This window comes from Gaoshiqia hydrogeniformans, assembly GCF_049347105.1.
GTDB lineage: Bacteria > Bacteroidota > Bacteroidia > Bacteroidales > Prolixibacteraceae > Gaoshiqia > Gaoshiqia hydrogeniformans.
In genome coordinates, this window is sequence record NZ_CP186334.1 from 4,771,880 (window position 1) to 4,791,356 (window position 19,477).

Consider the following 19,477-nt stretch of genomic DNA (forward strand, 5'->3'; position numbering starts at 1 on the left):
TTAGCCTTTATCAATACACATTTTGATCGATTATTTGCACTTTTTGATACAAAAATGAATGACGATTTTTTAAAATACCTGACACCCGGCGAACGCGACAAAGACTGGGGCATTTACCTGAATGTTGCCGGCTCTTCACTGGTATTGCCCAAAAGTATCTATCCTTCGCCCAAACACCCGACCGGTTATCATTTCAACTGGCAACAAGGAAGGATTTTAAACGAATATCAAATTAATTATATCACCGATGGGAAAGGTATTCTTGAAAATGAATACGGACGGTTTCAGATAAAACCGGGAAGTGTCATGATCACAGCGCCTGGTGTTTGGCACCGGTACAAACCCTTGAAAAGCACAGGTTGGAAAGAACGCTACATCGGTTTTAACGGGCAAATTGCTGATCAGTTTCTGTCACATAGCTTGTTTTCGTCCCGGCAGCCAGTCATTCACATTGGCATCCGCGAAGAAATACTGGACACTTATCTGAAAATCTTCAGCCTGGTAAACGATGAAAAACCCGGTTTTCAGCAAGTGGCATCAGGCATGGTGGTGAAACTGCTCGGTTACCTGCTCTCTGTTGAAATGCAGAAAGAGTTTACCGGGAAACGGATTGTCAATATCATAGAAGAAGCCCGCTTTAAAATGCGCGCTGAGATTGACCGGCAAATCGACCTGGAACAGATTGCCCGCGATCACCACATTGGCTATTCCTACTTCCGGAAGATGTTTAAAAGTTATACCGGGATTGCCCCCCACCAATACCACCTGGAACTAAAAATCATGCGGTCTAAAGAATTATTACTGTCAACGGATAAAAGCATTAAGGAAATCAGCTTTGAGCTTGGATTCCAGTCCATTCATTACTTTAGCCGGATTTTCAAAAACAAAGTCGGTATCAATCCCTCCGAATTCAGAAGTTAACGCACATTTAGGCAGATATCATTTAAACCGGGATAACACCCTTCTGTTTCCGGTAACCGGTAATTAGAGAGTAACCACCGTCATCTATTTCATCCCGATGATTTTAAACTCGGTACGCCGGTTCCGGGAACGTCCCTCCGCCCGATCGTTTGACTCAAGCGGTTGCGACTTGCCGTATCCTTTATAGCTCAGGCGCATTTCAGCAATTCCGGCATCAACAAGATACTGAAAGACGGCTTCGGCCCTTTTTTCCGACAAGTTGATGTTATATTCGTCGCCGCCGACATTATCCGTATGTCCGCCAATTTCAATTTCGAGGGCCGGGTTTTTCCGCAGAAAACTAATTAAACGGGAAAGTTCTGTTTTCGACTGATCAAGTAATTCGTATGAGTCGGTTTCAAAAAAGATATTGCGTAACACGGTTGAACCTCCCATTTCAATTTTTTTCAGGGGAATTTCCATGATTACAGGATCATCGGCATTCCGGACTTTCCTCAGTGAAAAATTTTCGGAAAAAAACAAATAGCCTTCGCGCGAAACGTTAAACGCGTATTCTTTTCCGAGCGGCAGGCACATTAAAAACTCGCCCGGCTCAATGCATGATTCCGTTTTAACCGCCACCTGGTCTTTCTCAATATCCACCAACTCAACGATGGAACACAAGGGCTTTCCGGTTTCAAAATCAATCACCCGCCCTTTGATGTATGACACCGGCGTCGGTCTGACCTCGGGATACAGCTCGAATCGGTAGATATCAACCCCTTTCGATCCGGGACGATCGGAGGAATAGTAGGCATTTTTTCCACTTGCATCAACAATTAGTCCCTGCTCATCTTTATGGGTATTGATGGGATATCCGAGGTTAACCGGTTGATGCCAGACAGAATCGTTTTTCACCCGGCTGTAAAAAATATCGGCCCGTCCCATTCCCGGCCAGTAATCAGAAGCAAAATAAAGCGTTTGCCCATCGGGATGAATAAAGGGCGACATTTCGTCGCCGGGGGTATTAATCGAATCGCCCAGGTTTTGAAGTTTTCCCCATTTGGCCTTTCCGGTTTCGGTGAATCCGTCCAAACGACAACGCCAGATATCCATTCCGCCTTTCCCGTTTTTCCGGTTACTCACAAAATAGAGGTATTCGCCGTTAGCCGAAACAGAGGGTTGCGATTCCCAGGCGCCCGAATTTACAGGAGTTCCTGCATTTTGTGGTTTCGACCAGACACCTCCAATGTTCCGGGAAAAATAAATATCACAACTGCCATAACCGTCAGGACGGTTGCAGGCGGTAAAGAAAATCAGCTTCCCGTCAGCCGATATACTCTGCGCGCCCTCGTTCTGCATGGTATTAATCGAAAGGATCGGTTCGGCGGGCTGCCATTCCCCCTTTACTTTTCGCGATTCAAAAAAATCTTCCTGAAAACGGGGCAACAGCTCGTTAACCGGATAATCCACCGGAATGAGCCGGGTAAAAATAACGGTACTCCCGTCAATTGTTAAAGATGGCCAGTATTCATCAAATTCGGTATTGATGGCGTCGCCTAAATTTTTGGCATTAAACGATTTTGGCGACCTTAACATATTCAAAGCAAAATCACAGCGTTCAACCCGTTCTTTGGCTTTTGAACTTAAGTTACTGTTGAAGGGCATCTCCAGGTATTGCAAATAGGCATCTTTGGCTTTCTGATAACTTCCTGCCCGGTAACAGGCGTTTCCCATCACATAATAGGCTTTGGGGTATTTATCCGGAATCAGTGAAATTGCCTGTTCAAGCATCTGTATTTGCAACAAAACAGAATCCATCTCGCCGTAAACATCAGCAAGCAAGAGGTAGGCATCAGCAAAAGCTCCGTCTTCTTTAATCGCGCCCTGCAGCTTTTCCATGGCCTTTTCGTTTTCTCTCGATTCATAATAAGTCCTTCCCTCATTGAACAGCTTGACTGCTTTTTTATTGGACGAAGACAGATCCTGGCCGGAAACAAACGAACCGAATAAGAGAAATAGATAGAATAAACTGTGTTTCATCTTAAATTGAAATTTTCAAATGAATTAGCCCCCGGTGCATCTCAACCAATCTGCTGATTAACAAATATAAAGAATAGTTGTATTTTTGACGAAAAAAAATTGAAAAGTAAACCGGTTTCTGTTTTTCATTTTAATCCGACCTGCGAATTGGCTGTTGCCAATGGTTCTCCTTATTACACTGCCCCTGCCCTTCTTCGCCGCTTTGAGGAAGAACTGGCTCCTGTAATGTTGTTTTTGAGTAACAACAATGATTTGATTATAAAAGAGATACCGGTATCCGACCGGTTTACCGAACAGCTGTGGGAATATGCTTTTCCTTGCCCGGTTTTTCTTCAAAAACAGGATATTCCGGCCGAGTTGGAAAAGCGGGATTGCAACATCATCCGTATCAACCCGTGGGGCATGAGTCCGGCAGAATCGTATTATTTTCAGTTTCTGAACCGGTATGCAGCTACAGACTGGTTGCCGGACATGAAAAAACTGTATGAACGCGAAACATCAGTTCGGTTTCTTAAGCAAATCATCCGTCGTTACAGGAACGACCTGTTTCCGAAACCGGAAGAACTGCCTTTGATTGTTAAAAGCGTTGCCGAAATAGAGCACTGCCTTCAGAAATGGGACATGCTGGTGATAAAAGCGCCGCTGTCGTCGAGCGGACGGGGATTGCAGGTTATCCGAAAAAAAAGCCTTTCCGTTTCGAACAAACAGTGGATTGAAACGAACTTAAAACAACAACATTACCTGGTTGCTGAAAAATGGTATAACAAGATACTGGATATTTCTTTTCAATTTAAAATCGGAAAAGAAAAACAGGTTGATTACCTGGGAACCAGCTACTTTATCACCAATACAAATGGCCAGTATCAGGGACATCACCTGCATTTTGCCGCCGGTGAACAGCTTCGGGTACCGATGGCCCTGCTTGATGAAACCGCCGAATGTTTACAAAACGAACTTTGTCAATCGCTTTATGCCGAAACCTATACGGGTTATTTGGGTATCGACGCCATGCTCTACCGGGACGAAAACGAACTGAAAATACATCCCTGTCTCGAGATTAACGCCCGCAGTACCATGGGGACAGTCAGTAAATCCATTGAAAAATACATTCACCCCGAATCGCGGGGTTATTTTCGGACCTGGTATCGTCCCGGCTTGTCTTTTCACGAATTCGCGCCGGAACAGGCAAAAAAAAAATCCGCCGGTAAAAGCAGATCATCATCTTCGTAAAGGATTTTTTGCCCTGAGTTCTCCACAACCCGACAGCCCCTTTGGCGCCTACCTCGAACTATTTTAAATAACGCCCGATGGCCTCCATCAATAACTTCAACCGTACCGGTTTGGCCAAAAACTCATCACATCCGGCTTCATAGCTTTTCGTTTCTTCGCCCGAAAGGATGAAGGCGCTTTGCACGATTACCGGGATACCAGGTTTCAGTTTCTTAATGAGCCGTGTTGCCTCGTAACCATCCATCTCGGGCATATTTAAATCCATCAGAACCAGATCGATATCCGGGTTGTGCTCAAAAAGGCTTAAGGCTTCAATCCCGTTTTTAGCCCACAGGGTGTTGGCGTGACTCTTAGTCAGAGCAACCTGATAATAATAACGACTGGTATCATTGTCTTCCACAACAAGAATTTTCCGCCCGGTTAAATCATAATTTAAGCTGCCCATACGTTTGTTTTTGCGAGGTTTAAGTAATTACCTTTTTCCGCACATTCTTCTCAATAATACCTGCCAGCTCTGCGGGTTTAAATGGTTTTCCCAAATGATCGGTCATTCCGTCAGCCAGAAATTCATCTATATCTTCCTTATAATTATTGGCCGTCATAGCAATAATCGGAATGGGGTCTGTCACTCCTTTTTCGTTCTCAATACGCCGGATTTCGCGTGTGGCATCCAACCCGTTCATTCCCGGCATCTGAATATCCATCAGGATCAGGTCGAAACTGTTTTTCACAAAAAGTTTAACCGCCGTAATTCCATTGGACGCCAGTTGTACCTGGTGGCCCAGTTTACGAATGGTTAAAGCAGACACCTTTTGATTAATGATATTGTCTTCGGCCAGCAAAATATTCAGTTCCCGCGAATCATCGGGAGAGGCCATATTCAGGTCGTTTACGCGTTCCAGATCGTCGACAACCGAAATGGCAGATGTTTTATCAAAAATGGCTGTAAACCAGAATAATGAGCCTTTCCCCTCTTCGCTGTCAACGCCAATTTCGCCGTTCATCATATTGGCCAAGCGTTTTGAAATAACCAAGCCGAGACCGGTACCTCCGAATTTCCGGGTTGTCGAGCTATCGGCCTGCGAGAACAGCTTAAACAATTTTTTCTGATTCTCAACAGAAATTCCGATCCCGGTATCAGTCACCTCAAAGCGAAGCCGGCACTTTTGAACAAGATCCTTATCCAGCGTAACCCGAAGTCGGACAGATCCTTCTTCGGTAAATTTAATGGCATTGTTAATCAGGTTAATCAGGATTTGCTTTAAGCGAAGCGGATCGCCTAACACCAATTCGGGAATGTTTTCGTTGATACGGACCGTAAACTCCAGGCTTTTCTGGCTGGCCCGATATGACAGTAGTTTATAAACTTCATCAATTTCGTGCCTGACATTGAACTTAATGCGCTCAAAAGAAATCTGACCCGCCTCAATTTTTGAAAAATCAAGAATATCGTTAATAATCATCATCAGGGTTTCACTGGAGATATCGATAATCTCGAGAAATTCCTGCTGCTGTTTGTCGAGTTTGGTTTGCCTTAAAATATCAATCATCCCGACAATTCCGTTCAGCGGAGTCCTTATTTCGTGAGACATATTGGCCAGGAACAGCGATTTGGCCTTCGCGGCTTCCTCCGCCACATTCTTGGCATTTTCGAGTTCTGTTTGTGTTTTTTTCAGCGACAAGTGCAACTCTACCCTGGCCAGCAATACCTCGGGTTTAAATGGTTTTTGCACGTAATCAACCGAACCGAGTTTAAACAGGCTGATCAGGCGTTCTTCTTCCTCGCGCTGATTGATTAAAATGATGATTGGGGTATCCTGGTTTCGGGGGCTTAATTTAACCTGACGAACAACTTCAAAGCCGTCGAGGGCAGAAAAAGTATCATCAAAGATGATCAGGTCATAAGCATTCGATTTTATTTTCAGAATAGCAGAATGAACGCCAACGACAAAATCAACAACATAACCATGTTCCTGCATAATTGGGGTAGTCAGATTAAGATCCTGTATGTTGCTGACAACACTCAGGATTGTCGAAGGCTTCTTTTTTTCTACCATTTGTAATACAACATTATACAACCAGACATCATATAAAGTAGTTGCTATACACTCATCCTTCGCGGTAAGGTTCGGCTTGATTGTCGCTTTATTTGAAAATCAGGCATTCATATTTACGCACAACCGTAATGATATACCATAAAAAGGTTGCTTAAATTTCCCTACCTACGCACCCACAAACATAACACTTTAAAGCTTCTTCCACAACCGATTCCTCAGCCGTAAACAAAAAAGAAACGATCATTTTTCAACAATTCCCTCGAAAATGTTAAAAAGTTGAACCAATAGTCGCCTGATTATATCTGAAAAATCGGATTTTTACCCGGAATATTTTCATGAGCGCTGAAATCAAAAATATTGAATTACAGCTAATTGTTTCCCCTTGTTACCACATAGTCAAAGCGATACGTGGGATTGGGGCGTCCTGGGCTCAGGCTCCTTAAATTTACAACTGAGGCCATAATATCGTTTCCAACGTGAATATCAAGCGTCTTTCTGACAATTTTCTCCAGGGTTTCATGGCTCATTTCCACGCGGGCGTTCAAGGTTAACCTGGCGTGACGGCCTTTTCCTGCCAAACCTCTGAAATTTAGTGTGTTTTTCCCTCCTGTAAGATTTCCCAGAAGAAAACGGCTCCCCGATTCCAGAATCAATTTGACATGCCCTACGGGCGCCTGATGGTTCTCAAATTGGCAGCTTAACCCGCTTAAAAGGCTTCGGGCAAACACATCCCAGTCGATTCCGGGTCCTTTACTTTCGAGTTCGATGTGACTGTTCAGCCATCCCAGGACAGCCTCCCCTTCGGCATAAATGTTGTAGTTGACCTCTGCCAGACGCTGCCCGGCATCAATGCGGGTCAATACCTCATTCAGCCAGTCTTCCATACCTTCACCGGTCACGGCGCTTACCGACCTGACTTCGGCGCCGGGAAAGCTGATTTTGGTCTTTTCTTTCAGCAAAAACAATTCATCCACCCTTAGAAGGTCGGTTTTGCTGATCAGGATGATATCGCTCTCTTCCAACTGTTTCCTGAAGATGTAAGCGGCGCTTGGGTGCAAACCGGCATTCCCGCCGTTCAGGATGTCGGCAAGCTGGACCGGATCAGCCAGAACGGTCAGCGGACTAACCTGCAATTCTCCTTTCAGGTTTTGTTTAAGCGGTTGTAAAATGGTAGCCGACAGGTCGGTACAACTTCCCACCGGTTCGGCAATAATCACATCCGCCTTGGTCTGGTCCTGTACCTGCTCCATAGCAGTAATCAGTCCGTTAAAGTTGCAGCAAAAGCAGCTCCCGCTAACTTCCGATACGTTTACGCCGTTCCGGGAAAGAATGGCCGTATCAACCAAATCAGGCGCCTGGTCGTTGGTAACCAAGCCAACGCGTTTGCCCGTATTCATGATCCGGCCGGCAGCTTCCCGTAAGAGGGTTGTTTTCCCCGCGCCGAGAAACCCTCCAACTAAGATAAGTTTAGTTGTTTTCATGAGTTAAAATTTAGTTTTCTTTCAGAAGATAAGGAAATGACCAATCCGGTTATAACGGCTCCAATAAATTGGTCAGGAACGTGAAGGGTCTGCACCCCTGCCGCGTATGAAAAGGTTCTGAACAGATTGGCCCTTTTTTGAAGTTCATGGTCGAAGCGTTTAGTTTTGGCAGCTACCATATAACATGATTTTGATTTTTGATGTAAACATACACCAAAAGAGCAAGTAGCTGTAAGGCATTTTGTTAACGATGGTTAACAGATTTCAGATAACCAATAAAAAAAAAGAAGAGAAAGTAGGTTATATGGAATGGAAAAACCGGAGCGAACCGGCTCATGCTGAAATTTAAAGAATGTTCACAAACCAGATGCAACAAAAACCGCAAAATCAACCGCACTTATCATCTCTGCCAATCCGGCTTATGAACATTCAGTACTGTTTTACAATTTTCGTTTGATACTGCATCCCATGGATTTAGTTTCGGCCACAGCAATTTTTTTGCCGGAAGCAGTACTTTCAATGGCATCTTTCAGGTAGTTGTGCTTAACGTCTGATGCACTTTTGTAATTGTCGTCAATCAGGCCCTTATATACCAACTTAAAATCTTTGTCAAAAACAAACACATGAGGCGTTGTTTGTCCGCCTACGGCATTGGCAATCAGGCTCTCATCGTCAAGCAGATATGGAACCCGGTAGTTTTTTTCGCTTGCATGTTTTTTCATGGCCTGCATGGAATCTTCACCATCTCTTTTCTGATGGTTCGAATTGAGCAAGGCTACGCCCATTCCATTCTTCCCGGCCCACTGACCGATTTCGTTATACCGGTCTTCCCAGGCAATGACAAACGGACAGTTATTACACGAAAAAATCATAACCAAACCGTTTTCCCTTTTCAGATCGTCCAGAGATATTTTTTCTCCCGTGACACTTTCCATCTTCACATCAGTGTACTTCGCTTTTTCTCCGATCTGCAACTGTGAATTACCGGCAAAAGAGAAGATCACTGAAAACAAAAAAATAAATGACAGTAAACTTTTCATGGTACGAATTGTATTGGTTATGTTGAAAAAACAAATGTTTTTATTCGGTTGTTTAGAATTAATCCAAATAAATTTTAAATAATTTGTTAATGCTTAGGGATATACGCACCAATTACCGGCAATTTAAACTGGATGAAAAGGACCTGACAAAACATCCGTTTCAACTATTTCAGCAATGGTTAAATGAAGCCATCGGCCAAAAGCTTGATGAACCAACGGCAATGACTTTATCGACAAGTGTTGATAACCAACCCGATTCGCGGATTGTTTTGTTGAAAGAACTAAACCAAAACGGTTTTGTATTTTTCACCAACTATAATAGCGAAAAAGGAAGGCAACTTGATCATAACCAACAGGTTGCGCTTAATTTTTTCTGGGCAAAACTGGAACGGCAGGTCAGGGTAAAGGGCGCCATTCACAAGCTCAGCGAGGATCTTTCGGCGGCCTATTTCCGTTCGCGTCCGCGCGAAAGCCAGCTTGGAGCCTGGGCATCTGATCAAAGCGCTGAGATCAGTAACCGGCAGGAACTGGAAGAAAAGTTCAGTTTTTTCTCGGAAAAATTTAAAGACCAGGAAATTGAAAAACCTGACTATTGGGGCGGGTACCTGGTTTTACCCGCCGAGATCGAGTTTTGGCAAGGCCGCCCCAACCGGCTTCACGACCGGTTCAGGTATTACCTGACCAATGGCTTGTGGAAAGTGAAAAGGCTGTCGCCCTGAAAGCCGGACAGATCGTATTCGGAAACTCAGGCACAGGCCCTGTAATTAAATGGCTATTGCAGAAAATTTACCGCCTTTAATCGAGCACAAACCGGTAAGTAATCGTCCCTTTTTGATAAGCTGCTGCATTGGCATCGGCATTAAACTTTGCTTTCAGAGCCGCTTGTTTGGCAGCAGCCAGCAAATTGGCATTGTAGGTATTTGTTCCCTGCACGCCTGCTTCCGCAGCCGTAACATTGCCGTTTTTATCAACTGTAACCGCTACCACAACGACACCTTCTTCATTTCCCGGATAGTTGGGTTTGGGAAGCGATAAGGCGTTTCGTCCCGCCAGACTATACGAAGGTCCGCTTCCTGAATTACCGCTTCCGCTTCCGCCGCTACCGTAATTATCGGCCCCGGCGACCCCGGTCGGGCTTCCCTGGTTTCCGCCGGGAAAGGTCACGCCCTGCCCGGTACTCGTTGTGCTGGTACCGGCGCCGCCTGCCCCAAAGGCATTGGCTGCGCGCGAGTTAATTTCGGCAATCCGTTTTTGTTCCGCTTCTTTGCGTAAACGTTCTTCTTCCTGCCGTTGCCGTTCAAGCGCTGCTTGCCGCTGCTTTTCCAACTCAGCTTGTTTTTGCCGGTCGAGTTCCTGCTGTTTCTTTTGATCCTCCAGCCTTTTTTGCCGGTCCAGTTCTTCCTGTTTTTTCTTCGCTTCTTCTTCCTTTTTCTTTTTTGCCGCTTCCAGGGCTACCGTTTGCTCAAAATCCTGGGTCATCACCTCTTCCCGGGCCTGAGCCGGCGGCGGCGTTTGCTGAACCGCTGGTGGCGGCGGGCTAACCGCCTGCCTGCGGTCTTCAACCACAGGCGTACTTTCCGGCCGCCGGGCCGGGGCCGGTTCTTCCCGGCCTGCGCCTTGCTCCGAATCGCCAAAGTTCACCAGAATTCCTTCCTCTCCCGGTAAGGGCAGCGGGGTAAAGAAATACAGAAAAAACAAGAGGATCAGAACAATTGCATGAACAACGACCGTCCCCCAAAATCCTTCTTTATGTTCTGAATAGTAACTCATTAGTTCTCGGGCGCCGTAGCAAGTATCATTTTATATTTGTGCCGTTTGGCAATATTCATAATTTTTACCACTTGCTCAACCGGCACCGACTTATCAGCATGAAGCGATACATAGGCCTCAGGATTATCTCCAATACTGCTGAGCAAGGCCGGTTCTATTTCGTGAAAAGCCACACGTTTTAACTGACCGTCGACGTTGATGAAATATTTCAGGTCGGCCGTAATGGAAATGCTCGAGATGGGTTTTGCTGCAGTTTGGTTACTGCTCTGCGGCAAGAGCAATTTCAGGGCGTTGGGTGCAATCAGTGTCGAAGTGACCATGAAAAAGATCAACAGCAAAAACACGATGTCGGTCATGGAGGACATGCTAAAACTGGCGTCTACTTTATTTCTACGTTTAAATGCCATTGCGTTTATTTTGCAGGTTCATTCAACAAATCAAGGAATTCGGAAGTCGCTGCCTCCATTTTGAAAACAACTTTTTCGATATTCGAAACCAGGATGTTATACGCAAAGTACGCGACAATACCCACGATCAGACCGGCAACCGTGGTTACCATTGCCTGATAGATGCCGGACGAAAGCAGGGTCACATCAATATTATTCCCGGCATTGGCCATATCGTAAAATGCCTGGATCATCCCCATGACTGTTCCCAGAAAGCCGATCATCGGGGCGCCGCCGGCTACGCTGGCCAACACAGGCAAGCCTTTTTCCAGCTTTGCGATCTCCAGGTTACCTACAATTTCAATGGTTGCATTCACATCAGACATCGGGCGGCCAATGCGGGTAATGCCTTTTTCAATCATCCGCGCTGTCGGGTTATCCTGCGAACGGGCCATAGCCAGTGCCGAATCAATCTTTCCCTGCAATATATAATCTTTTACCCTTTCCAAAAGTGAATGATCAACTTTTGAGGCTCTTTTAACAGCAAAATACCGGTCGAAAAAGATAAACACAGCCACCAGCGACAAAGCGACAATCGGGATCATAATCCAGCCACCCTTTAGCGCCAAATCAAAAAAACGGGTTACAATTCCTTCCTGTGCTGCATTCCTGGCCATTTCGCCGGCGCCTTCGGCCACCTGTGTTCCTGCTTGTAATAAAATGTTGTTTAGCATAGATCTGTTTTTATGAAGAACATTAAAAAAACGGGGGGATAACCAATAATATTATCCTTCGCAAAAATAAGGAATAATTTGAACCGTGAATCTTCCCAAATCACCCATTGAGGGCGAATATATCATTTTTTACCGAAGTTTATGTCGTCCGTTTTTTGTAGTTTCACATTTTGTTATCCGTTTATTATTTGGTTATGGCTTTAAACTACATCTGGATATTTTTCTTTTTAGTTGCTTTCGTTGTCGGCCTGGTCAAGTTGATTTTTATGGGAGATACCAACATTTTCCCGGCAATGATGGAATCAACTTTTGATATGGCCAAAACCGGTTTCGAAATCTCGCTGGGGCTAACCGGGGTATTAACCCTTTGGATGGGGATCATGAAGATTGGCGAAGACGGCGGAGTCGTCCGGGTATTTTCGCGCATTGTCGGGCCTTTCTTCAAAAAGCTGTTTCCCGAACTGGGAGAAAATCATCCGGCCCAGGCGTCAATCATGATGAATATTGCCGCCAACATGCTTAACCTCGACAATGCGGCCACCCCCATGGGATTAAAAGCCATGCAGGAACTACAGGAAACAAATCCCAACAAAGAGGAAGCGTCCAATGCCCAAATCATGTTTTTGGTGCTGAACACTTCCGGGTTGACGCTTTTGCCCATCAGCATCATGGTTTACCGGGCGCAACTGGGAGCCGTTAATCCAAGCGACATTTTTATTCCCATCATGTTGGCCACGTTCTTCTCAACCCTCGCCGGACTGATTTCGGTGGCCTATTATCAAAAAATAAACCTGCTCGATAAAACCATCCTTTCGTACATGGGTGGAGTTACAGCGCTGATTATCGGTATTATCTGGTATTTTTCAAGCCTTGGCAAAGAGCAAATTACCCTGATTTCGACTGTAGCCAGTAACCTGATCCTGTTTTCGGTCATCATCTTTTTTATTCTTCTGGGTTTACGCAAAAAAATAAACATATACGAAACCTTTATTGACGGGGCAAAAGACGGGTTTAAGGTGGCAGTGAAGATCATCCCCTACCTGATTGCGATTTTGGTGGCCATTGGTGTTTTCAGAGCTTCGGGAGCGATGGTTTGGCTTACCGACAGCATTGCCTGGGTGCTGACCCGATTGGACATCAATACCGATTTTATTGAAGCCTTGCCCACGGCATTTATGAAACCCTTAAGCGGCAGCGGCGCCCGGGGAATGATGATCGACGCCATGAACACCTACGGGGCTGATTCGTTTGTGGGACGTGTTGCCAGTACAGTTCAGGGAGCGACTGACACGACCTTTTATATTCTGGCTGTTTATTTTGGTTCGGTGGGAATAAAGAAAACCCGCCATGCCCTGGTATGCGGCCTCATTGCCGATTTCACGGGTATTATTGCCGCCATTTTAATGGCTTATCTTTTCTTCCATTAAACAAATCCGGATTACATGGCATCGTAAACGATCACTTTTTCCCATAAATCACCGTACTCCTCCACAAACTTCAGGTGGGTTGGGTGAACCTGGTAACGATCCTGATCGGCTTTACTGTCGAAAACGGCCAGATAGGAATAACTGAACGAATCGTCGACAACCTCGCGCGGAGATTCAACCGCCTTACCTACATGACTCATCTTAATCTCAGGAATTGTAACCAATAGCTTCAATCCTTCTTCCATGCGTTTACAATCGGCTTCGTTATCAGGGTTCTTCAGCCAGAAAAAAACATGATGGACAAAACCGCTCTCCAGCTTTATTTTGAGTTCGGCGGCATTGGTCCTCTTCGTTAAAAATGACAATCCAAGGAAACCGGCTCCGGCCAGGGCTTGTCTGAAAAAATGTCGTCGGTTTTTCATCTTTCTATTGTTTTGAGGATTAATTACAACGAATCAACGGTTTGTTTTAGTTTAACGAGTTTTGTTAAAAGCCCCTCCAACAAATCCAGCCGAAGCATATTGGCGCCGTCCGATTTTGCCACCGCCGGGTTGGGATGGGTCTCAATGAAAATACCGTCGGCGCCCACAGCAATACCGGCACGTGCGATGGTTTCGATCAATTCGGGTCGCCCGCCGGTAACTCCGCTGCTTTGGTTGGGTTGTTGCAACGAATGGGTAATGTCTAAAATAACCGGGCAATTGTTTTTTTTCATCTCCGGAATTCCCCGGTAGTCAACTACCAAGTCCTGATAACCGAACGTGGTTCCCCGCTCTGTAATCATCACCTGCCGGTTGCCGCTTTCGCGAACTTTGCTGACAGCAAACTGCATCGAATCGGGCGCCAGGAACTGCCCTTTTTTAATGTTCACAACTTTTCCGGTTTCGGCAGCCGCAATCAGTAAATCGGTCTGACGGCACAAAAAAGCCGGGATTTGCAATATATCCACATAGTTTGCGGCCAGCTCAGCTTCTGCCGCCGAATGAATATCAGTCACCACCGGGACTCCAAACTTCTCGCCGACTGCCCTGAGGATCTCCAGCGATCTCACATCGCCGATGCCGGTAAACGAATCCAGGCGCGAGCGGTTAGCCTTTTTGTACGACCCTTTAAACACAAAAGGAAGATGCAGTTTTTCACTGATCTGACAAATTTTTTCGGCTATCGCGAAAGCCATATCTTCGCCTTCAATCACACAGGGTCCGGCCAGTAAAATGAAATTTTCGCCGGCAAATTTTATTTTAGGAATCATCTCTTTAATTTTTTTGACGAAGATACAAGTTAATTGTTGTAAATTGTACCGAAGATGGTTTTATAAAGATTAGAATACAGGGAAATTGAAAGACACTTTACCAACGATTTACTACTCAGGTACCAACTCGTCGGAGCTTGAGCCCGAACGTCAATTAATCAGTTCAGTTTCGCACGAGCTGAGGACCCCGCTTGCTATTATCAGTTCGAATGTTCAGTTGCTGAAAAAATTCAGTTATCAGCTCGACGAAAGCATTGTTAAAGAGACTTTTTTGCTGTGCGAAGAGGCGATTGAGTCAATCAGCGGCTTTATCGACGACATTCACTTTTTAAATGTTTCGTATAAAGGGGAATTGGAAGTGAGCACCGGACCGGTAGATCTGGAAGAATTTTTTATCGATTTCACTAAAAAAATGAGCATCTCAGAATTTAACCGGAACCGGATTCAACTGGAGACCAGCTTCCGGCATCATTCGTTTAATACCGACAAACAATTGTTGGAAAAGATTCTTTTAAACTTGATTGATAACGCGCTCAAATTTTCGTCTGAAACAGTGAATTTGAGGGCATTTACCACCGATACCGAATTGATTGTTGAAGTGGAAGACCACGGCATCGGGATACCGGAAGATGAACTTGCGTGGATCCTCGAACCATTTAAACGGTCGAGAAATGCTAAAATGATTACTGGCTGCGGTTTAGGCATGGCAATTGTGAAAAAGTGCATTGATGCCCTGCACGGAGAAATTGAGATTTCAAGTGAGTTGGATGAAGGCTCCAGTGTCAAAATCAAAATTCTTAACCAATGAGCACTAAGAAAATCCTGATCATTGAGGATGACTTGTTGTTATCGAAAACCCTCAAAAATGTGCTGGCGGTAAATGGTTATGAAACGGAGATCGCGAACAGCGGTTCCGAAGGAATTCAAAAAACCTATGAATTTTCACCCGATCTGATTTTATGCGACATCAACATGAGTCCAGTCGACGGCTATCAGGTGTATAATATATTAAATGACAGTGCCGTAACAAATAAAATTCCGTTTATTTATATTACCGGCAAATCCGACCTGGACGAAATTCGTATGGGAATGGAACTGGGAGTGGACGATTACATCGTTAAGCCTTTTAGCAACGACGATCTGCTGAAATCGATCAAAGTCCGTTTATCGAAATACGAAAAACTGGTTGACATGGGAGAAAAAAATTACCGGGCCTTGGTTGAACTGTCTCCCAATGGGATCTTCCTGTTTGACGGCGAAACAATTTATGAGATCAACCAGGCATTCACCCACATGACAGGTATCGCACCTGATGACCTGAAAATCATCTCATTTAAAGACCTGGTTGATGCGAAAACCTTCGAGTCCATTCAAAATAAGGTTTTAAAATGCTCTACCGGTTTACTGAAAGGCTTTGACGAACAAATTCAACTGATCAATGCCCGTCGGACGATCGATGAATGTAAACTCTATGTTACCGGCAGTCAAAAATATAAAGGGTTCACCCTCATGATCGGGCTGCTGGCCCCGGCAGAAATCAACAAACCGGCCGATAAGTCTGAATATAACCGCCTGGTGAGCATTCTGTCGGAAGAAAAAGTCGATGTAAGCGGCGAGCTTGCCCGGAAACTGCAAAAAGCGTTTGATCTGAAAACGGTTGATTCAAAACAACACAACGGAAACGGAGAAAAAAATATTTTTTCGAAACGCGAAGTGGAGGTATTGAAATTATCGTGCAAAGGGCTGCCCATAAAAATTATTGCCGACGAATTGGGAATTTCCGACCGGACGGTGGAAAAACACCGGGCCAGCTTAATGGAAAAAACCGGTTCGAAAAATATTGTTGAAGTCATTATTTACGCGTTGAAACACGATCTCATTAACCTGTGAGTAGATTATATTTCAACCAGCTGGTTTTTAATGGCATACATTACCAGTTGGGCCGTGTTTTTACACTCGCTTTTTTCAAGGATATTCGCCCGGTGCTTATCGACGGTGCGTTTTGAAATAAAAAGCTGGTCGGCAATTTCCTGGTTTGACAAGCCCTGGCAGATTAAGATGAGAATTTCAATTTCACGTTCCGAGAGATCAGATTGCGGCACTTTGCTTCTCGAACTGGAACGCAGGCTGTTTACCAGGGTTTGCAGCAGTTCAGACGAAAAGTAATTGCCTCCTTCGTACACGGTGCTCAAGGCATTTTTCACCTCATTCATGTCCGAATTCTTCAGTAAAAATCCTTTCACTCCCGCATCGACCATTTTATAATAATAATCCTCTTCACCATACATCGACAAGGTGATGATCTTCAGCTCGGGATACTTCTGGATAGCCTTCCTGGCAGCTTCAATTCCGTCCATTACCGGCATGTCAATATCAAGCAAAACAACATCAACCGGCGTTGTTTCGAGCAAGTCGATAAATTCCTGTCCGTTAGCCGCTTCTCCGGCAACCTGGTAACCGTTCAAACTGTTTAGCAAAATTCGCAGTCCGTTTCGAAATAAGGTATGATCATCCACCAGGATAATCTTTCGGATTTCATTATTCATCTTCCGTTTTTACTTTTATGACGACGATGGTTCCCATTCCGGGCCCGCTTTCCACATTGATTTCACCTTTCAGCGAGTTGATGCGTGAAAAAATATTTGAGAACCCCATACCTTCGTTGGCGGTTTGGCTCAGCAACTTATTCGGATTAAAACCTTTCCCGTTGTCTTTATACACAATGGTAAGGTTTTTTTCAACTTTGATCAAACTGATTTCAATTTTTTTTGCCCGGGCATGTTTAATTGTATTGTTAATTAATTCGCATACAACCCGGTAAAGCACTACCTCCACATTGGTATCAAAGCGCTCATCTCCCAGGTTCGAATCCAGTTTGATCCGGATGGCTTTTGTTGCATTAATTTTATTCGAAAAACTGCGAAGAGCCCGTAACAGGCCAAAATTATCCAGTACATGCGGACTCAGGTTGTCCGAAATTTCTTTTAATGATTTGATGGCTTCATTAATCACCATCTCGGTGTTGCGGACAATTTCATCCGAGGCTTTGTCGTGTTCAAGTTGGGCCAGCGACGAAACCGACATTTTCACAGTCGATAATAAAGGCCCCAGTCCATCGTGCAGGTCTTTGGCAAAGCGTTTACGTTCTTTTTCTTCGGTTTGGATAATGGTGTTCAGAAACATTTTTTCCGTTAAACGCCGCGAATCTTCAACGCGTTTCATATACTTAAATATCCGCTGGATCATAAACACGCCAATGGCAAAGGTGAGTGAAATGACCACGCCAAACCATACCATAACCTCGCCCAGTTCCTGCGGTTCAAAATTGCTGATGTAGGGCAGAAACTCAACCAAACGACTGATAGCCATCAGGATAAAACCAATGGTCAGCAGGATCCACGAAAAATTGTATTTGGTCACTTTGGTCAGTTTGATGGCGACCCCAACGGCAAATAACTGTAAGATGATCGAAATAACGAGTAATACCTGAAGTACCATTTTGTTAAATTTTTGCTTTCATACAAATATACAAAGCAAAACCGGCAATCCCGCCAAATCATCACCGGAAACACATGACCCCGGCTGCAACTTGTAGCATAAGGCATTCCCGGGCTGAAAAATGAGTTCAGTCTGAATATCTGTTGCGGTTTTATCTCTCTTCCGGTCGTCATATCAATCGACTTTTTTATCTTTGGCAATGTACTGATATCCATACAGAAGATATCGACTGCAAACATCAACCTAAATCAAGTAAAATGAAAAAAGCCGTTATGTTATTGATGCTGATTTCAGCAACTACTCTTTTGTTTGCTCAATCGGGGAAACTGGGTAAGGAAACCGACGCTCAAAAAACCGAACGAATGGCCCAGTGGACCAACGATCGTTTCGGCATGTTTATTCACTGGGGGCTGTATGCATTGCCCGCCCGGCACGAATGGGTCAAAAACCGGGAACAGCTCACGGATGCCGACTACCAAAAATATTTCGAATACTTTAATCCTGATTTGTATAATCCACGCGAATGGGCTAAAAAAGCCAAAGAAGCCGGGATGAAATATGCGGTAATCACCACCAAACACCATGAAGGTTTTTGTCTGTTCGATTCGAAATATACCGACTACAAAGCCACCAACACACCCGCTGGCCGCGACCTCATCAAAGAGTTTGTGGAAGCATTTCGTGCGGAAGGGCTGGGAATCGGTTTTTATTATTCGCTGATCGACTGGCATCATCCGCATTTTACCGTCGACCGGGTCCACCCGCAACGGACAAACGACCCGGCGCAACATGCCGAACTTAATAAAAACCGCGACATGGCTAAATACCGCGAATACCTTCACAACCAGGTTCGCGAAATCCTGACCAATTACGGAAAAATTGATATTCTCTGGCTTGATTTTTCATATCCCGGTGAAAACGGGAAGGGACATGTCGACTGGGATTCGAAAAAGCTGCTGGCGATGGTTCGCGGGCTTCAACCCAACATCCTGATCAATGACCGTCTCGATCTGAAAGATTACGAAGACGGTTGGGATTTTACAACCCCCGAACAATATAAAGTGTCCAAATGGCCTGAAGTGAACGGCAAACGGGTTCCGTGGGAAACCTGTCAGACCTTCAGCGGATCGTGGGGTTACTACCGCGACGAAACCTCGTGGAAAGACACCAAACAGTTGCTGGTTCTGCTGATCGAGTCGGTTAGCAAGGGCGGAAACCTGCTGCTGAATGTCGGACCAACGGCCCGCGGCGTATTCGATCACCGGGCCAATGCTGCACTGGAGTCAATGGGTAAATGGATGACATATAATAGCCGCTCGATTTACGGATGCACTGAGGCGCCGGCAACTTATGCCGTCCCTGAACACAGCCTGCTGACATACAATCCGAAAACCAAACGGCTTTATGTGCATTTACTCGACTATCCCTTGCAAAACTTTACCTTGCCCGGGTACAAGGGAAAAGTGAAATACGCCCAATTTCTTCACGACGCCTCCGAAATTAAAATAACCAGCCGCTACGGACACGGGATGAGAGAAGAAGGATTTGAGAATGACCTGAACCTGAGTCTTCCGGTTGTAAAGCCAAAGGTGGAGATTCCGGTGATTGAACTGATCCTCGAATAAAAAACAAATCGGCGATCAGCGAAAAGGCTCAGGC

At 45.0% G+C, this 19,477-nt stretch carries 19 protein-coding genes; 7 read left to right on the forward strand and 12 right to left on the reverse strand.

What is annotated here, in order from left to right:
• Positions 1 to 54 precede the first annotated feature (54 nt).
• On the forward strand, positions 55 to 921 hold the full coding sequence (locus ACOIT5_RS18995; RefSeq protein WP_423127747.1) for an AraC family transcriptional regulator: 867 nt from the start codon (positions 55 to 57) through the stop codon (positions 919 to 921).
• Between the two features lie 84 nt (positions 922 to 1,005).
• Here ACOIT5_RS18995 and ACOIT5_RS19000 read toward each other — a convergent pair whose 3' ends face one another.
• Positions 1,006 to 2,943 carry an OmpA family protein gene (locus tag ACOIT5_RS19000; protein WP_423127748.1) on the reverse strand — a complete coding sequence of 646 codons (1,938 nt, stop codon included), beginning with the start codon at positions 2,941 to 2,943 and terminating at the stop codon, positions 1,006 to 1,008.
• A gap of 99 nt (positions 2,944 to 3,042) precedes the next feature.
• On the opposite strand from ACOIT5_RS19000, the gene ACOIT5_RS19005 reads away from it, so the two are divergent.
• A complete protein-coding gene (locus ACOIT5_RS19005; protein ID WP_423127749.1) occupies positions 3,043 to 4,173 on the forward strand; it encodes a hypothetical protein in 1,131 nt (376 codons plus the stop codon).
• Between the two features lie 58 nt (positions 4,174 to 4,231).
• On the opposite strand, the gene ACOIT5_RS19010 is transcribed toward ACOIT5_RS19005, so the two are convergent.
• The 4 genes from ACOIT5_RS19010 to ACOIT5_RS19025 all read right to left on the reverse strand — a co-directional run bounded on the left by ACOIT5_RS19010 (position 4,232) and on the right by ACOIT5_RS19025 (position 8,751).
• Positions 4,232 to 4,618, reverse strand: a complete 387-nt coding sequence (locus ACOIT5_RS19010; protein WP_423127750.1) for a response regulator — start codon at positions 4,616 to 4,618, stop codon at positions 4,232 to 4,234.
• 19 nt (positions 4,619 to 4,637) lie between these two features.
• On the reverse strand, positions 4,638 to 6,230 hold the full coding sequence (locus ACOIT5_RS19015) for a response regulator (protein ID WP_423127751.1): 1,593 nt from the start codon (positions 6,228 to 6,230) through the stop codon (positions 4,638 to 4,640).
• 368 nt (positions 6,231 to 6,598) lie between these two features.
• Positions 6,599 to 7,711, reverse strand: coding sequence for a GTP-binding protein (locus tag ACOIT5_RS19020; protein ID WP_423127752.1), 1,113 nt, complete (start codon positions 7,709 to 7,711; stop codon positions 6,599 to 6,601).
• A gap of 440 nt (positions 7,712 to 8,151) precedes the next feature.
• Positions 8,152 to 8,751: a thioredoxin family protein gene (locus tag ACOIT5_RS19025; RefSeq protein WP_423127753.1), complete on the reverse strand. Its 600-nt coding sequence runs from the start codon at positions 8,749 to 8,751 to the stop codon at positions 8,152 to 8,154.
• An 89-nt stretch (positions 8,752 to 8,840) separates the two neighbouring features.
• Here ACOIT5_RS19025 and pdxH point away from each other — a divergent pair, with 89 nt between their 5' ends.
• On the forward strand, positions 8,841 to 9,470 hold the full coding sequence (gene pdxH / locus ACOIT5_RS19030; RefSeq protein WP_423127754.1) for a pyridoxamine 5'-phosphate oxidase: 630 nt from the start codon (positions 8,841 to 8,843) through the stop codon (positions 9,468 to 9,470).
• Positions 9,471 to 9,546: 76 nt separating this feature from the next.
• Here the strand turns inward: pdxH and ACOIT5_RS19035 are convergent, their stop codons facing one another.
• From ACOIT5_RS19035 to ACOIT5_RS19045, 3 genes are read right to left on the reverse strand one after another with little or no spacing between them, the layout of a single operon-like run.
• A complete protein-coding gene (locus ACOIT5_RS19035) occupies positions 9,547 to 10,521 on the reverse strand; it encodes a TonB family protein (protein WP_423127755.1) in 975 nt (324 codons plus the stop codon).
• Positions 10,521 to 10,928: an ExbD/TolR family protein gene (locus ACOIT5_RS19040; protein WP_423127756.1), complete on the reverse strand. Its 408-nt coding sequence runs from the start codon at positions 10,926 to 10,928 to the stop codon at positions 10,521 to 10,523. Before ACOIT5_RS19040 ends, ACOIT5_RS19035 begins: the two co-directional genes overlap by 1 nt.
• 5 nt (positions 10,929 to 10,933) lie before the next feature.
• Complete coding sequence (locus ACOIT5_RS19045) at positions 10,934 to 11,641, reverse strand: MotA/TolQ/ExbB proton channel family protein (RefSeq protein ID WP_423127757.1); 708 nt, start codon at positions 11,639 to 11,641, stop codon at positions 10,934 to 10,936.
• A gap of 194 nt (positions 11,642 to 11,835) precedes the next feature.
• Here ACOIT5_RS19045 and ACOIT5_RS19050 point away from each other — a divergent pair, with 194 nt between their 5' ends.
• Positions 11,836 to 13,068 carry a nucleoside recognition domain-containing protein gene (locus tag ACOIT5_RS19050; RefSeq protein ID WP_423127758.1) on the forward strand — a complete coding sequence of 411 codons (1,233 nt, stop codon included), beginning with the start codon at positions 11,836 to 11,838 and terminating at the stop codon, positions 13,066 to 13,068.
• An 11-nt stretch (positions 13,069 to 13,079) separates the two neighbouring features.
• Here ACOIT5_RS19050 and ACOIT5_RS19055 read toward each other — a convergent pair whose 3' ends face one another.
• Both ACOIT5_RS19055 and kdsA read right to left on the reverse strand, forming a co-directional pair.
• The gene (locus ACOIT5_RS19055; RefSeq protein WP_423127759.1) at positions 13,080 to 13,490 is read right to left on the reverse strand and encodes a Dabb family protein; all 411 of its coding nucleotides are present in this window, start codon (positions 13,488 to 13,490) and stop codon (positions 13,080 to 13,082) included.
• A gap of 23 nt (positions 13,491 to 13,513) precedes the next feature.
• Positions 13,514 to 14,320, reverse strand: coding sequence for a 3-deoxy-8-phosphooctulonate synthase (gene kdsA / locus ACOIT5_RS19060; RefSeq protein ID WP_423127760.1), 807 nt, complete (start codon positions 14,318 to 14,320; stop codon positions 13,514 to 13,516).
• 85 nt (positions 14,321 to 14,405) lie between these two features.
• Between kdsA and ACOIT5_RS19065 the strand changes: the two genes are divergently transcribed.
• Together ACOIT5_RS19065 and ACOIT5_RS19070 are read left to right on the forward strand one after the other, a co-directional pair.
• Positions 14,406 to 15,128, forward strand: a complete 723-nt coding sequence (locus ACOIT5_RS19065) for a sensor histidine kinase (protein WP_423127761.1) — start codon at positions 14,406 to 14,408, stop codon at positions 15,126 to 15,128.
• Positions 15,125 to 16,210, forward strand: a complete 1,086-nt coding sequence (locus ACOIT5_RS19070; protein ID WP_423127762.1) for a response regulator — start codon at positions 15,125 to 15,127, stop codon at positions 16,208 to 16,210. The genes ACOIT5_RS19065 and ACOIT5_RS19070 overlap by 4 nt, the downstream gene beginning before the upstream one ends.
• A 5-nt stretch (positions 16,211 to 16,215) precedes the next feature.
• Here the strand turns inward: ACOIT5_RS19070 and ACOIT5_RS19075 are convergent, their stop codons facing one another.
• Together ACOIT5_RS19075 and ACOIT5_RS19080 are read right to left on the reverse strand one after the other, a co-directional pair.
• On the reverse strand, positions 16,216 to 16,866 hold the full coding sequence (locus ACOIT5_RS19075; protein WP_423127763.1) for a response regulator: 651 nt from the start codon (positions 16,864 to 16,866) through the stop codon (positions 16,216 to 16,218).
• Positions 16,859 to 17,818 (reverse strand): sensor histidine kinase, encoded by a 960-nt coding sequence (locus ACOIT5_RS19080; RefSeq protein WP_423127764.1) that lies wholly within the window; start codon positions 17,816 to 17,818, stop codon positions 16,859 to 16,861. Before ACOIT5_RS19080 ends, ACOIT5_RS19075 begins: the two co-directional genes overlap by 8 nt.
• A gap of 257 nt (positions 17,819 to 18,075) precedes the next feature.
• Here ACOIT5_RS19080 and ACOIT5_RS19085 point away from each other — a divergent pair, with 257 nt between their 5' ends.
• Positions 18,076 to 19,443 (forward strand): alpha-L-fucosidase, encoded by a 1,368-nt coding sequence (locus ACOIT5_RS19085; protein WP_423127765.1) that lies wholly within the window; start codon positions 18,076 to 18,078, stop codon positions 19,441 to 19,443.
• The last annotated feature ends 34 nt before the right edge of the window (positions 19,444 to 19,477 follow it).

Coding starts and splice junctions, on each gene's coding strand:
- ACOIT5_RS19075 (WP_423127763.1), bottom strand. CDS start 16,866: ATGAATAATGAAATCCGAAAGATTATCCTGGTGGATGATCATACCTTA.
- kdsA (WP_423127760.1), bottom strand. CDS start 14,320: ATGATTCCTAAAATAAAATTTGCCGGCGAAAATTTCATTTTACTGGCC.
- ACOIT5_RS19045 (WP_423127757.1), bottom strand. CDS start 11,641: ATGCTAAACAACATTTTATTACAAGCAGGAACACAGGTGGCCGAAGGC.
- ACOIT5_RS19085 (WP_423127765.1), top strand. CDS start 18,076: ATGAAAAAAGCCGTTATGTTATTGATGCTGATTTCAGCAACTACTCTT.
- pdxH (WP_423127754.1), top strand. CDS start 8,841: ATGCTTAGGGATATACGCACCAATTACCGGCAATTTAAACTGGATGAA.
- ACOIT5_RS19020 (WP_423127752.1), bottom strand. CDS start 7,711: ATGAAAACAACTAAACTTATCTTAGTTGGAGGGTTTCTCGGCGCGGGG.
- ACOIT5_RS19010 (WP_423127750.1), bottom strand. CDS start 4,618: ATGGGCAGCTTAAATTATGATTTAACCGGGCGGAAAATTCTTGTTGTG.
- ACOIT5_RS19080 (WP_423127764.1), bottom strand. CDS start 17,818: ATGGTACTTCAGGTATTACTCGTTATTTCGATCATCTTACAGTTATTT.
- ACOIT5_RS19015 (WP_423127751.1), bottom strand. CDS start 6,230: ATGGTAGAAAAAAAGAAGCCTTCGACAATCCTGAGTGTTGTCAGCAAC.
- ACOIT5_RS19035 (WP_423127755.1), bottom strand. CDS start 10,521: ATGAGTTACTATTCAGAACATAAAGAAGGATTTTGGGGGACGGTCGTT.
- ACOIT5_RS18995 (WP_423127747.1), top strand. CDS start 55: ATGAATGACGATTTTTTAAAATACCTGACACCCGGCGAACGCGACAAA.
- ACOIT5_RS19025 (WP_423127753.1), bottom strand. CDS start 8,751: ATGAAAAGTTTACTGTCATTTATTTTTTTGTTTTCAGTGATCTTCTCT.
- ACOIT5_RS19055 (WP_423127759.1), bottom strand. CDS start 13,490: ATGAAAAACCGACGACATTTTTTCAGACAAGCCCTGGCCGGAGCCGGT.
- ACOIT5_RS19070 (WP_423127762.1), top strand. CDS start 15,125: ATGAGCACTAAGAAAATCCTGATCATTGAGGATGACTTGTTGTTATCG.
- ACOIT5_RS19040 (WP_423127756.1), bottom strand. CDS start 10,928: ATGGCATTTAAACGTAGAAATAAAGTAGACGCCAGTTTTAGCATGTCC.
- ACOIT5_RS19000 (WP_423127748.1), bottom strand. CDS start 2,943: ATGAAACACAGTTTATTCTATCTATTTCTCTTATTCGGTTCGTTTGTT.
- ACOIT5_RS19050 (WP_423127758.1), top strand. CDS start 11,836: ATGGCTTTAAACTACATCTGGATATTTTTCTTTTTAGTTGCTTTCGTT.